The following is a 12,153-nucleotide window of genomic DNA, read 5'->3' on the forward strand; positions in this document are numbered from 1 at the left end:
GAGCGAAGAGGGTGCACGCGCTTGTGCGACCGAGGGCGGGCTCACGACACCTTGGCCGAAACGCGCCCATCGATGCCCTCTGTTACGCCGGACGTCTCACGATTCGCAGCTCTACGCCTCAAGGCGTGAGGGCGTGGGGAGTTCCCGAGTTCGCGCAGCTGCTGGCGCGTGCAGGCGTGTCGCTGGTGCCGCTTGGTCCCACGGTGCGCTCGGTGGTCGCCGGCACGAAGCCGCCTTCGGCGCACGACGCGTTCCGGCTCGCTCCCGAGCTGGTCGCCGCGCGGTTCGACACGCTCACCGCGGCCGCCCAGGGATGCGACGCGCTGCTGGCGACCGGCTTGATGCCGGCCGGCGCACGGGACGTGGCCGAGAAACTGGGCATCCCCTACGTGTACGCCTGCTTCCACCGATCACGTCTTCACCGACCGGCCGTGGCGGGCGGCAGACGCGAACCTGTGGCCGTCCCAGGACATGACGGACCTCGACATCGTGCAGACCGGGGGCATGGATCCTGCCCGACGACCGTCCGCTCCCAAGAGAGTTGGAGGCGTTCCTGGACGCCGGCGCGCCGCCGGTCTACGTGGGCTTCGGCAGTATGGCCGCGCACGCCCCGAAGGACATCGCCCGGGTGGCGATCGAGGCGAGCCGCGCGCACGGCCGCCGCGTACTGCTCGCCCGCGGCTGGGCCGGTTTGGGCCCGATCGACGACGCCGACGACTGCTGCGTCGTCGGCGAGGTGAACCAGCAGGCACTGTTCGGCCGGGTGGCCGCCGTCGTGCACCACGGCGGCGCCGGCGCCACGACGACGGCCGCCCGGACCGGCGCACCCAGGTCGTCGTACCCCAGGTCGTCGTACCCCAGATCGTGGACCAGCCGCGCCGGGCCGCCCGGGTAGCCGAGCTGGGCACCGGCGCGGCACACGAAGGTCCCGCCGCGACCGTCGACTCCCTGTCCGCCGCGCTCACCACGGCCCTGACCCCCGGGACCCGAGCACGAGCCGGCGCCGTGGCCGGCTCGATCCGCACCGACGGAGCGACGGTGGCCGCGAAGCTGCTGCTCGACACGGTCGGCCGGGCAACGCCGCGCGCGTGTCCGTGCGAACCGGATCCGGGCGAGACCGTGAGGTGGGCCGCACTTACCTCGCCCGGCGGGTGAGGGCGGCGTTGCCCTTCATCAGCGCGGGGACCAGGAGGTAGACGACGATCGGGATGGCGATCGCCGTCAGGATCAGCGTCTGGACCACCAGCGGTATGCCCTTCATGACCGGGCGCAGCAGGGCGAGGGCGATGGTGATGGTGGGGTAGACGGCGATCCAGGTGATCAGAGCGCGGCGGTGGATCGAGGGTACGGGCTGTGCGGACATGGGTTCCCCTTGCCGTAATGGGTCGAAGCGGTGTTTCCAACCTTCCGGTTGGAGTCTGGCACAGCCGTCGATCAAATCCAACCGTCGAGTTGGAAATAGCGTAGGATGGGGCCATGGCCTGGGACACCGCACGCACCAAGCAACTCCTCCTCGACGCCGCCGTGGAGGAATTCGCCGAGCACGGCCCCGAAGGTGCCCGCGTCGCACGGGTCGCCACCCGCGCCGGGGTCAACAAGGAGCGGATCTACCAGTACTTCGGCAGCAAGGAGAAGCTGTTCGTCGCCGTACTGGAAGCGGAGATGGCCAAGCTCGCCACCGCCGTCCCCCTCACCCCCGAACAGGCCCGCGACCTGGGCGACTTCGCGGGGCGCAACTACGACTACCACCGCGCCCACCCGCACTTCGCCCGGCTCCTGGCCTGGGAGGGCCTGATGTGCCAGGACCGCGTCGTCGCCGAATGCGAACGCACCGACTACTACGCGCAAAAAGTCGCCGCCATCACCCAGGCCCAGCACGACGGAGCCGTCACCGCAGAGGTCCCCGCGGCCCAGCTCATGCACACCCTCATCACGCTCACCACCAGCTGGTTCACCCTCCCCCAGCTCGCCCGCATGCTCGTCCCCGAGACCCTCCCGCCAGCAGGCGTCCAGGACGGCACTGCCGCAACCGCGGCCGACCACCGGCGCGACACCCTCGTCGCACTCGCCCGCCACCTCACCGCACCCGGCGCCACCCCACGCCCCGGGCCCTGACATGCCGAGGCGAGCGCGGGCGGGGCGCTCGTTCTCGCCCCCCGCTGGACGGAGCTCCCCCAACTTCCCCTGGAGGAGGAGCAATCCGCGCCTTCGGGGAGGGGAGCACGCCAAAACCTCGTACGCTGCGGACGTGGCGGAAGTCGGCGGAAGGGGGACCCACATGTCCTTGCAGAAGGGTGCCAACGCACCGGTGGCAAGTACCAGCGTCCGGGTGGAGCTGGGCTGGCGAGAAGGTCCCGGAGCCCCGGATGTGGACGTGTCAGCTCTGTTGCTGACGGCGGCCGGCAAGGTGCGGTCGGACGACGACTTCGTGTTCTACAACCAGCCCGTGCATCCCAGTGGTGCGGTGCGTCATGAGGGCAGGCGCCAGGACGGCGCGGGCGCGCTCGAGACGATCGGGGTGAAGCTGTCCGCGGTGGAGCAGGAGATCGGGACGGTGGTGCTCGCGGCTTCCACCGACGGCACCTTCGGTCAGGTGTCCGGCCTGTTCGTACGCGTGCTGGACGCGGAAAGCGGCGCAGAGGCGGCGCGGTTCGACGCCACGGGTGCCACATCGGAGACGGCGTTCGTGCTCGGGGAGCTGTATCGGCGCAACGGCGCATGGAAGTTCCGGGCGGTGGGCCAGGGATACGCCTCCGGTCTGGCAGGGCTCGCCACCGATTTCGGCATCACCGTCGACGAACCCGCCACGCCCGCACCGGCGCCGCGGGCAGCGATTCCGTCAACGCGTCCTTCGCCTGCGCCACTTGCCCCGGCACCGCAGGCTCCGTCGCCCGCGCGTGCGGAGCCGGTGCGGCTGTCGAAGATCACGTTGACGAAGGCGGCGCCTGCGGTTTCGCTGACCAAGCAGGGGGCCACTTCAGGAGCCATGCGGGTCAACCTCTCGTGGAGCGCCCCCAAGCCGCCGCGGGGCTGGATGAACAAGGGGAAGGCCGCCGTCCGGCTGGAGGACGTCGATCTGGACCTCTCCTGTCTGTGGGAGCTGCAGAACGGAACGAAGGGGATCGTCCACCCCATCAACAACCAGTTCGGCTCGTTCGACCAGCCTCCGTACATCCGCCTGGACCAGGACGACCGGACCGGCGCGAGCGAGACCGGCGAGAACCTCATGATCAACCTTGATCACGCGGCCGAGATCAAGCGCATCCTGGTGTTCGTCGTCATCTACGACGGGGCGTCCAGCTTCGCGGGTCTGCACGGGGTCGCCACGCTGTATCCGCCCACCGGTCCGCCGATCGAGGTGCGCCTGGACGAGTGCACCGTTCCTTCACCGGTCGCCGCGATCGCACTGATCGAGAACGTGGGAGGGGAACTGATCGTGCGTCGGGAGGCGAAGTACCTCTTGCTGGCGCCCGGCGTCTTCAAGCAGCAGGCCGCGGATATCGAGTACGGCTGGGGAATGGCCTGGGAAACGGCCAGCAAGGACTGACCGACCCGGCCCGCCGCCGGCCGGGGCGGGGCCTCGTCCTCGCCGTTCTGGTCCTCTCGAAGCAGCATCCGCCCTCATCCCGCCCCTCGGCAAGGACAAGAAGCGCACCGGCCTGGCCGAAGACCTGACCGACCCGGCATCAGGTGCGGCTGAGGGGGCTGAGGGCCTTGGCCATCTCCGTCGCCAGCACCGCCTGGCCCGAGGCCGAGAAGTGGATGCGGTCCTCGCTCAGCAGGTCTTCGCGGGCGTTGACGGGGTGGTCCCACATGTCCACGACGACGCCCGCGTACTCGGCGGCCAGGGCGCGGGTGATGGCGTTGATCCGGGTCACCCGTTCGCTCCAGTCCGGGAAGACGGGAACGACGTACGCCCTGCCCAGGGTGAACGTCGTCAGCTGGGCGCCGGTGCGCGAGGCCAGTTCGTACATGCGCCGGAGCCTCTGCTCGATCTCGTCGAAGTCCGGCTTGCGCCGTACCAGGTCGTTGGCGCCGCAGGGCAGGTGGAGGAGGTCCGGTTCGAAGTCCAGCGCGCGGCCGATCTGTTTTTCGAGGGTCTGCGCCGTCGTCGCTCCGTCCTCGGCCGTGTTCAGGTACTCCAGGTCCGGCCGTACGCGCCGCAGGATGTCGGCGAACCTGTCGGGCCAGCCCCTGTCCTCGTAGCCGGGGCTGGGGTCCCCGGTGCCGGCCGACAGGCTGTCTCCGATCACGGCGAACCGGCGCCAGGGGGCGCCCAACAGCAGCGCTGCGGCGTCCCGCGGCGACAGGCAGAACGGGTCGGACTCCTCGGTGAGGTGAGTAGAAGTCATGATGAAAGAATACGGCCGAGCGTATGTAGAGACAAGGTCCATCCGCGGGTTCCGTCCTGGGGCCACATCTGCCAGTCGTCGCCCAGGGGGAGGAAGTTGTCCACGCTGAACACCGAGAGGTAGCTGCCCCTCCACGGTGCGACGCCTGGCCTTCGGCCCGGAGGAGCGGTTCGACCACCACCTGGGGGACCGGTATGCCCCACGTCACATGCAGTACGATCGACCGTATGGAAAGTGCGACGGAACCGGCCACCTCACGCTCGAACGGCCCCGGATCGTATGCGCTCCCGCCCTCGGACCAGGCTGAGGTCACGGACAAACGCCTCCTGCGCGGCGCCCGTACACGGAAGATCGTGCTCCGTCAGGCTGTGGACGTCGCCTCGCTGGAGGGTCTCGGCAGTGTCAGCTTCGGCCGGCTGGCACTCGACACGGGACTCAGCAAGGCGGGAATCCAGACCCTCTTCAAGACGAAGGAGATCCTGCAGCTCGCGGCCGTCGAATTCGCGCGCGGGCTCTTCATCGACGCCGTCATCCGGCCGGCCGGGTCGGCGCCCCGCGGGGCCGCCCGCCTGCGCTCCCTGCTCGACCACTGGACCGTGTACGCCGAGACGCCGCTCCTCGCCGGCGGGTGTTTCAGAGCCGCGAACCTCGCGGAGTTCGACAGCCACCCCGGGCCGGTCCGCGACGCGCTCTTCCACGACCAGCAGGAATGGCGCGAGGTCATCGCGACCGAATTGCGGTACGCCCTGGAGGCCGGTGAGATCGCCGAACTCGACGTCGAGCTCGCGGTGTTCCAGATCGACGCGCTGTTGTGCGCCGCGAATACGGCTCTACAAGCCGGGGATGCCGATGCGGTGGGCAAGGCCCGCCGCATCATCGATGGCCTGCTCGTCACTCCGCGCTGACGAACGCCGCCTGGGGCTTCTCGTGCTCGGCGAGCGCGCGATGGATGCTGGAGAGGCTGGGGCTGTGTCCCTTGCGGCGGCCGTGGGGATGAGCAGGCCGGGCTGGATGTTCTCGACCGTCTCACCGTTCGCGCGGCGGCGGAGCACAGTGTTGCCGTGCCAGGCGAGCGCGTCGAGCTGCGACTGGAGTTCCCGGGTGAGGCTGGAACACCTCGCGTACCCGATGCGGATGTCCGCGCTCGGGGTGCCGGGTCGACGGGCGCCGGTGTCGGGGTGCCGGGCCACCAGGGCTGGCCGGGGCCGCGGTCGGCGGGTGTCGGTACGCGCAGGAGTTTCGCGAGCCGGGGCACCTTGGTGAAGCGCCCAGTGTGATAGGTGCCAGCGACCGCGCCGGAGCGCGAGCGGCAGGGTGAACCTGGCGCTGCGTGACAGCGCGGGCTGGGGTGGCGCTCGAGGGTCGTTTGTGAGAGCCGATTCGTTTACGCGTCGAGTGAAGCCAGTGCCCTGCGAGTGACGTCGGCTGGGGCCGCAGCGATGACGTTGTTGAGCGCGTCCATGGAAGCCTGAAGGTCGCTGATGGCCTGAGCGATGCGGTCGCGCTCCTGGTGGAGGTCGGCAAGCAGGTCCGAGCAGGTGGGGACGAGACGGTCGCCGGTATCCCGCAGACACGGCAGGACCGCGGTGATCGTAGAGGTGCCCAGGCCGGCGGCTAGCAGGCTGCGGATGCGGCGGACGACGGCAACGTCCTCCTCGACGTATTCCCGGTAACCGCTGGGGCGACGCTGCGGATGGAGCAGACCCTGCTCCTCGTAGTAGCGCAACAAGTGCACGGCCACGTCGGTCCGCCGGGACAACTCACCTATACGCACATGGACCTCCTGATAGTCGCGCGGACATTGCCCGGTCGGCTTGACTCTCATACCGATGTGAGACTTTAGCGTCTGCGGCATGAAGGTGAACAAGGGTTACGCGACGCTCGCCGCATTGTGCGCAAGCGTCTTCGTCGTGGGTACCTCGGAGTACCTGATCGCCGGGCTGCTGCCCCAGGTCGGCGAGGATCTGGACGTCTCCGTGGGAACCGCCGGACAAGCAGTGACCGCATACGCGCTCGGAGTCGTGGTGGGAGGGCCGCTCATGGCCCTGCTGACCTCGCGTCTGCCGCGCAAGGGCCTCGCCATCGGGCTGATGCTGCTGTTCGCGGCGGGCAGCGCGATCAGCGCCGTGGCGCCGTCGTTCGGCCTGCTCCTGGTGGGCCGCGTGGTGTCCTCGCTGAGTCACGCCGCCTTCCTGGCCCTGGCGCTGGTGACGGCGACTCGGGTGGTCCCGGCTGAGAAGACGGGCTCGGCCATCGCCACCGTGGCCTCCGGCTTCACCGTGGCCACGCTCCTCGGAGTGCCCCTGGGGGCACTGCTCGGGCAGGGCGCAGGATGGCGGGCTCCGTTCGCCGCGCTGACCGTTCTGTCCCTGGTGGGCACCGTGCTCCTGGCCGCCGTACTGCCCCGGCAGGAAGCACCGTCCACGCGACTGCGTGACGAGATACGCGTGGTGACGCGTCGGCCGGTCATGGTCGCCATCGCCACCACCGCGGTGGGCTTCTCCGGGGTCGCCACAGTGTTCACCTACATCGCCCCGCTGCTGACCCGGGTCTCCGGCTTCTCCGCCGCGGCGGTCTCCGGTCTGCTGCTCGCCTACGGCGCGGGTGGTTTCCTTGGCAACCTCACCGCCGGAAAGCTGACCGACAAGTCGATGAGCGCCACCGTACGCGGGGTCTTCGGCGGGTTGGCGGGGACGCTCCTGCTCGTCCCGTTCGCCGTGGTGTGGCAGCCCACCGCCGTGGCAGCAGTCCTGGTACTCGGTCTGTTCGCCACCGCGACCATCGCCCCGCTGCAGGGACTGATCCTGCACCACGCGGGCGCCGCGCCGAGCCTGGCGGTCTCCGTCAACGTGGGCGCCTTCAACCTCGGTGCAGCAGCCGGCTCGGTCATCGGCGGCGCGATCGTCGCCGCCGGTGCTCTGCGGTGGACCGGCCTGGCGGGCGCGGTACTGAGCCTGATCGGACTGGCCCTGACCTATCTCGTCCTGCCCCGGACACGGACGTCGGCGAAGGGCGCCGCACACGAAGCTTCGGTCACCTGATTCCCTGTCCACTCGCCTCGCATAGGAGGACGCCATGTACGCAGTAAATCGCTCGTCACGGCGGGCCCGAAGTTCTGTCCGTCCGGGAGGTTCCCCAGCCCACTCCAGGAGTCGGCGAAGTACTGATCCGTACCGTCGCCAGCAGCCTGAACCCGGTGGACTGGAAAACCCGCGCATGGGAAGTCGGGCGCCAACTCCCCGCCACCTTGGGGTGGGATCTGGCCGGTGCCGTGGGCGGTATCGCCGTCCAACTCGCCCGCCACACCGGAGCCACCGTCGACGCCCTGGTCTCACGCCCCGAGCACCTCGACGCGGCCCGGGAACTCGGCGCCGAAGACGTCTGGCACATCCCGGCCGACCTACCCCGCCGCACCTACACGGCCGTACTGGACACCGCAGGCATCGACGCAGGTCCCGCCCTCGCGCCAGGGGGACGGTACATCTCCATCGCTGACCACCCCCTGCCCGACATCCCCGGAGCTGCCAAGAGCTACGTCCAGGAAGACCAGGATCACCTCGCCCGGCTTGCGTGCCCGTCGCGGGATTCCGGTACGGAGTTCGCCTCGAAGAGGATGACGGCGATCCCGATCGGCACGTTGATCCAGAGCACCGACCGCCAGCCGGTGCCGAATTGGTCGGCGCCGATCAGCAGTCCGCCGGCGAGCCGGCCGCTCGCCGGGCCGGCGGGGACGGCTACGCGGCCGCGGGCCAGACCGTCATGTCCAGGGTCAGGAAGCTCTGTACGCCCTTCACCCGCGCGGTCGATTTGATCTGGACCACGAGCAGTGCGATGTCTCCCGACGGGTGCTTGACGCAGATCTCGCTGCCGCCCGCTGCCGCGGCCAGCGGAAGTCGTCGCGAGGTGGCGCTCGCGAGGAGGAGCCGGCAGTCGTCGAGCGAGCCGTGCGGCTCGCCGTACAGGAGGAGGAACGCGCTCGAGTCGCTCTCCAGCTCGCAGCCGACCGCGGCGCAGTTCAGCCGGATGTCCCCCGAGCGGTCATCGCGCCGGACCGGGTCCTTGATGCCGATCGAGGTGTCCTCGTACAGGCTCAACGAGGGGTGGGGGACGGCCTTCGGCGGCGCGGGCGTGCTCGGTGCGGATCCGGAAAGTCCCGGCGTCCGGCTGCCGGTCACGGAGCCGGGCGACCCCGATGCCGGGGGCGTCCGCGGCGCCGACGCGGCCGAGCCGGCGGATCCCGACGACGTGTCCCGGTCGCGCAGCCGGTCCGCCGCGTCCATGACCTGCCAGGCAAGTCCGGTGAGCAGCAGTACCCCTGTCGTCACCGCCGCGACCGTGATCAGCGCGGTACGGCGTCGGCGCGTCCGCCGCTCCTGCGGCCCGTCCGGCGCCGGGAGGTGCGGCGGCCGCGCGAGCAGCGGGAGCGTGTCCACCGGGGTGGGATCCGGGGCGGGCGCGGGGATCGCGACCTCCGGCCCCATCACCTCCCGCCAGACGGCGGGGCCGCCGCCCGCGCCGGCGTCCCCGCCGAGGTGCTGTCGGCACCACGCCACGATCTCCGCCGGGGTGGCCCGCTCCTGCGGATCGGCGGCCAGGCAGCGGGCGATCAGCGGACGCAACGGCTCGGGCAGCCGGGACAGGTCGGGGTCGGAATGCACGATCCGGTACAGCACGGTCATCGAGGGGCCGTCTCCGTACAGCGGCTCGCCGAGCGCCGCGAACGCCGCCGTCTGGCCCAGCGCGAAGATGTCGGTGGCTGCCGTGGCCTCGCCCGCCAACGCCTGTTCGGGAGCCATGAAATGAGGCGTTCCGATGGCGGCGCCCGTGGCGGTGTGCGCGGTGGTGCCGGACGCCAGCGAGATCCCGAAGTCGATGACACGGGGCCCGTCGGCCGCGAGGAGCACGTTCGACGGCTTCAGGTCCCGGTGCACGATGCCCGCACCGTGGATGACTTGCAGGGCCTCGGCCACCCCCGCCACCAGCCACAGCACCGCGGGCGCCGGCAGCGGTCCGCGCCGGGCGACGGCCTCCGCAAGCGAGGGCCCGGGCACGTACAGGGTGGCCAGCCAGGGCGGCACCCCGTCGACCTCGGCGTCGATCAACTCGGCGGTGTAGGCCCCCCGTACCCGCCTTGCCGCCTCCACCTCACGGCGGAACCGCCTCAGGAACGCCGGGTCCTCGGCCAGCTCCGGCCGCACCACCTTGATCGCCACCGGGCGTCCGCCCTGAGTGTGCGAGAGGTACACCCGGCCCATGCCGCCCGCGCCGAGCCGGGCCACCAGGCGGTAGCCCGCCACGGCCTGCGGATCGTCCGCCAGCAACGGCTGGAACACCTCGGTCGCGCTGTTCATGGCCCCCCAGTCCCCCGGATTCCCCCTGGTCAACCGATGGGTTGACCTGCACAACCCTAAACGGTGGCGTTCCGCGCCATGACCCGTCCACGTGCTGAGGAAGTGAAGCCGCGGGCGGTCCTGCGGCGATGGCACAGCCGAGCGCGGCGGCAGCTGTTGCCATCCCCGCGGCGATCTGGTGAAGCCGCGTAGCTCGTGACCTTGCCCGCCTCCCCGCGCCCAGGGACCGCTCCGCACCAGGGCGCGGGTCAGGCGAGGTTGGTCCTGAGCGCGGCGATGTACCGACCGATCGAGTGGTCGCGCACGCCGTCACCGGCCGGGGCGAAGGGATCGGCCGTCAACCCCTTCGCCCGGTCCGCGAGGCCCCCCAGCAGCGTCATCGACTCGCGGACCTTCCCCGAGGCGTCGATGTAGCGCAGCGTGTCGACGTGGGTGTATGCGGGCTCGGGCGGGAGCTGGGGGACGACGTCGTTGTTGTTGACGAAGCGGTGGATGCGCTCGGTCAGGCCCTTGTTGCATGCGGTGGCAAGGAGTCGGTCACAGGTGCGGGGCTGGCCGAAGGTGTAGATGCCGTCGGCGGTGAGCTTGGGGTCCTCGAGGTGGAGGCGGGCGCCCGCGAGCATGGCGAGGGCGCCGCCGAGGCTGTGGCCGGTCAGCCAGACGCTCTGGCCGTTGGTGCGCAGTTCGGCGATGGCGGCCCGTACGTCGGGGTACACGGATTCGAGGGCTTCGCCGAATCCGTAGTGGATGTAGCCCGTCTTCGCCGGCCCCGGCCACGGCGGGGTCGTCGCGTCCGAGAGCCAGTCGCGGATCTGGGCCGGCTCCGTTCCGCGGAACGAGGTGATGATCATGTGGTCGCTGGCCATGGTGAAGGCCTGGGTGTCCTGGAGCGGGAACGGCGGGGAGAACCGGGTGTGGTGGTGGCGCACCCGGTCGAAGCCCCACTCGTGCGCCTTTTCCCCGATCACCGGCTCGGCTTTGTAGGCCAGATCGGCCACTTGGGCCAGGCAGTACGCGTGCGCGAGGCTGTACTCCTTGGCGTGGTGGTCGATCGAGGTCGGTACGGGCACGGGTGAGTCCTCTCGGGAATCCGCGGCTTGAGAGTGGAGTCGGGCGCCGGCGGCAGGGCCGTCACGCTGACGGCATGCGCCGCCGGACCCAACGCCCGGGGCGGCCCCGCGTCACGCCGGTTGGGCCGGTCAGGTGTGGAGGCGGCTGTTGGGGCCGTCCTGGTCGCCGGCGTTCTCGTCGTTGAACCAGTAGTCCCCGGCGGCGAGGTATCGGAAGGAGTGCGTGGTCTCGGCCGGCAGCTCGACCGTGACGGCCCGCTTTCCGTCCTGGCGCGGGTTCAGGGTGTGGACGCCGGGCTGCCAGTCGTTGAAGTCGCCCACCACGCTGACCGGCCCGGGCGGGGTGTCGGCGGGAAGGATGAAGGTGACCTCGGTGCGGTCCTTGCGCAGCGTGCGCTCCAGCATGGGGATCGACTCCTGACGGCGCGGGGCGGGTGGGATGTGCTCCATCCTCGGCACCGGACCTCGCCCCCGCATTCCGACGCATCCGCATCAGCGACGCACATCACCCTCTCGCCACGATCCGCAGCGGAAGCAGTCCGGAATGCGGGGGACGGCCGCCCCCTCAGAACCCGCGTCCCCCGGGGGAACCGGCACTATCCGGTCAGCCTGGATGGACGTTCGATGAACCGCCGGCGGCCGACAGCAGGTCAACGGCTCTCGCACGGGGCGTCACTCCCCGTATCCCCCTCCGTTCGCACGTCGTCGGGCAGGGCGCGCCCCCCGCCTGAGCTGCCTGAACGACCATTCGGTCGCCGATAATCGAACGAGATGTCTGTAAATCGGTCCTCGATGTGCATGCGACCTTCACACCCGACAGACTCAGCGGCGTCCAGTCGACATAACGCAGCCAACTGCTGCTTCTATCCTTCGAATTGAAAGAGAGTTCCATCGTGCGTCACCGCATCGCTGCCATCTCCGCCGCCGCCCTCCTGACCCTGGCCGGCGCCACCGGCGTCGCGGAGGCAAAGCCCGACAGCCTGTACGCGCCGTCCGCCGTGGTCCTCGCCGTCGCCCAGGGCGACGACAACGCCACCGTCCTGCGGGCGTCCACCGTCAGCTGCGCCCCGACCGCCCAGGGAACGCACCCCGACCCCCGGGCCGCCTGTGCGGCGCTCACCGCCACCGCCGGCTCCCTCGACACGCTCCTGGCGGCCCCGGACACCAACCGCGCCTGCCCGATGCACTACGACCCCGTCACCGTCACCGCGGACGGCGTCTGGCAGGGCAGCCGCATCTCCTGGAAGCACACCTTCTCCAACGCGTGCGCCATGTCCGCAACCCTCAACGGAAACGCCGTCTTCGCGTTCTGACCGCCCGGCCCAGGGCCGTCCCCTCTCCCCGTCCGCCCCGCCCCCGCCTGGCGGGGGCGGACACCCC

12 protein-coding genes and 1 pseudogene are annotated in these 12,153 nt (G+C 70.6%); 7 read left to right on the plus strand and 6 right to left on the minus strand.

What is annotated here, in order from left to right; translation table 11 throughout:
• The first annotated feature begins 101 nt into the window (after nucleotides 1–101).
• A pseudogene (locus ACZ4TG_RS08860) lies at nucleotides 102–1,155 on the plus strand (glycosyltransferase).
• On the opposite strand, the gene ACZ4TG_RS08865 reads toward ACZ4TG_RS08860, so the two are convergent.
• On the minus strand, nucleotides 1,136–1,363 hold the full coding sequence (locus tag ACZ4TG_RS08865) for a hypothetical protein (protein ID WP_468160865.1): 228 nt from the start codon (nucleotides 1,361–1,363) through the stop codon (nucleotides 1,136–1,138). The pseudogene ACZ4TG_RS08860 and the gene ACZ4TG_RS08865 sit on opposite strands and share 20 nt — an antisense overlap.
• Nucleotides 1,364–1,476: 113 nt before the next feature.
• Here ACZ4TG_RS08865 and ACZ4TG_RS08870 point away from each other — a divergent pair, with 113 nt between their 5' ends.
• Together ACZ4TG_RS08870 and ACZ4TG_RS08875 are read left to right on the plus strand one after the other, a co-directional pair.
• Nucleotides 1,477–2,115, plus strand: coding sequence for a TetR/AcrR family transcriptional regulator (locus tag ACZ4TG_RS08870; protein ID WP_468160867.1), 639 nt, complete (start codon nucleotides 1,477–1,479; stop codon nucleotides 2,113–2,115).
• Between the two features lie 163 nt (nucleotides 2,116–2,278).
• Nucleotides 2,279–3,547: a TerD family protein gene (locus ACZ4TG_RS08875; RefSeq protein WP_468160869.1), complete on the plus strand. Its 1,269-nt coding sequence runs from the start codon at nucleotides 2,279–2,281 to the stop codon at nucleotides 3,545–3,547.
• Between the two features lie 139 nt (nucleotides 3,548–3,686).
• On the opposite strand, the gene ACZ4TG_RS08880 is transcribed toward ACZ4TG_RS08875, so the two are convergent.
• Complete coding sequence (locus tag ACZ4TG_RS08880) at nucleotides 3,687–4,352, minus strand: SGNH/GDSL hydrolase family protein (RefSeq protein ID WP_468160871.1); 666 nt, start codon at nucleotides 4,350–4,352, stop codon at nucleotides 3,687–3,689.
• Between the two features lie 353 nt (nucleotides 4,353–4,705).
• Between ACZ4TG_RS08880 and ACZ4TG_RS08885 the strand changes: the two genes are divergently transcribed.
• Nucleotides 4,706–5,257, plus strand: coding sequence for a TetR family transcriptional regulator C-terminal domain-containing protein (locus ACZ4TG_RS08885; RefSeq protein WP_468160873.1), 552 nt, complete (start codon nucleotides 4,706–4,708; stop codon nucleotides 5,255–5,257).
• 479 nt (nucleotides 5,258–5,736) lie between these two features.
• Here the strand turns inward: ACZ4TG_RS08885 and ACZ4TG_RS08890 are convergent, their stop codons facing one another.
• Nucleotides 5,737–6,126: a MerR family transcriptional regulator gene (locus ACZ4TG_RS08890; protein WP_468161444.1), complete on the minus strand. Its 390-nt coding sequence runs from the start codon at nucleotides 6,124–6,126 to the stop codon at nucleotides 5,737–5,739.
• Between the two features lie 79 nt (nucleotides 6,127–6,205).
• Between ACZ4TG_RS08890 and ACZ4TG_RS08895 the strand changes: the two genes are divergently transcribed.
• Both ACZ4TG_RS08895 and ACZ4TG_RS08900 read left to right on the plus strand, forming a co-directional pair.
• A complete protein-coding gene (locus ACZ4TG_RS08895; RefSeq protein ID WP_468160875.1) occupies nucleotides 6,206–7,393 on the plus strand; it encodes an MFS transporter in 1,188 nt (395 codons plus the stop codon).
• A 125-nt stretch (nucleotides 7,394–7,518) separates the two neighbouring features.
• Nucleotides 7,519–8,163 carry a hypothetical protein gene (locus ACZ4TG_RS08900; RefSeq protein ID WP_468161446.1) on the plus strand — a complete coding sequence of 215 codons (645 nt, stop codon included), beginning with the start codon at nucleotides 7,519–7,521 and terminating at the stop codon, nucleotides 8,161–8,163.
• Here ACZ4TG_RS08900 and ACZ4TG_RS08905 read toward each other — a convergent pair.
• From ACZ4TG_RS08905 to ACZ4TG_RS08915, 3 genes are all read right to left on the minus strand, one after another.
• Nucleotides 8,087–9,703 (minus strand): serine/threonine-protein kinase, encoded by a 1,617-nt coding sequence (locus ACZ4TG_RS08905; protein ID WP_468160877.1) that lies wholly within the window; start codon nucleotides 9,701–9,703, stop codon nucleotides 8,087–8,089. The genes ACZ4TG_RS08900 and ACZ4TG_RS08905 overlap by 77 nt on opposite strands.
• Before the next feature lie 248 nt (nucleotides 9,704–9,951).
• Complete coding sequence (locus ACZ4TG_RS08910) at nucleotides 9,952–10,773, minus strand: lipase family protein (protein ID WP_468160879.1); 822 nt, start codon at nucleotides 10,771–10,773, stop codon at nucleotides 9,952–9,954.
• 129 nt (nucleotides 10,774–10,902) lie between these two features.
• Nucleotides 10,903–11,223 carry an isoamylase early set domain-containing protein gene (locus tag ACZ4TG_RS08915; protein ID WP_468160881.1) on the minus strand — a complete coding sequence of 107 codons (321 nt, stop codon included), beginning with the start codon at nucleotides 11,221–11,223 and terminating at the stop codon, nucleotides 10,903–10,905.
• A gap of 443 nt (nucleotides 11,224–11,666) precedes the next feature.
• On the opposite strand from ACZ4TG_RS08915, the gene ACZ4TG_RS08920 reads away from it, so the two are divergent.
• The gene (locus ACZ4TG_RS08920) at nucleotides 11,667–12,086 is read left to right on the plus strand and encodes an SSI family serine proteinase inhibitor (protein WP_468160883.1); all 420 of its coding nucleotides are present in this window, start codon (nucleotides 11,667–11,669) and stop codon (nucleotides 12,084–12,086) included.
• Nucleotides 12,087–12,153: the final 67 nt, after the last annotated feature.

The organism is Streptomyces sp. NPDC028314, assembly GCF_055565795.1.

Coding starts and splice junctions, on each gene's coding strand:
- ACZ4TG_RS08865 (WP_468160865.1), bottom strand. CDS start 1,363: ATGTCCGCACAGCCCGTACCCTCGATCCACCGCCGCGCTCTGATCACC.
- ACZ4TG_RS08870 (WP_468160867.1), top strand. CDS start 1,477: ATGGCCTGGGACACCGCACGCACCAAGCAACTCCTCCTCGACGCCGCC.
- ACZ4TG_RS08875 (WP_468160869.1), top strand. CDS start 2,279: ATGTCCTTGCAGAAGGGTGCCAACGCACCGGTGGCAAGTACCAGCGTC.
- ACZ4TG_RS08880 (WP_468160871.1), bottom strand. CDS start 4,352: ATGACTTCTACTCACCTCACCGAGGAGTCCGACCCGTTCTGCCTGTCG.
- ACZ4TG_RS08895 (WP_468160875.1), top strand. CDS start 6,206: ATGAAGGTGAACAAGGGTTACGCGACGCTCGCCGCATTGTGCGCAAGC.
- ACZ4TG_RS08905 (WP_468160877.1), bottom strand. CDS start 9,703: ATGAACAGCGCGACCGAGGTGTTCCAGCCGTTGCTGGCGGACGATCCG.
- ACZ4TG_RS08915 (WP_468160881.1), bottom strand. CDS start 11,223: ATGGAGCACATCCCACCCGCCCCGCGCCGTCAGGAGTCGATCCCCATG.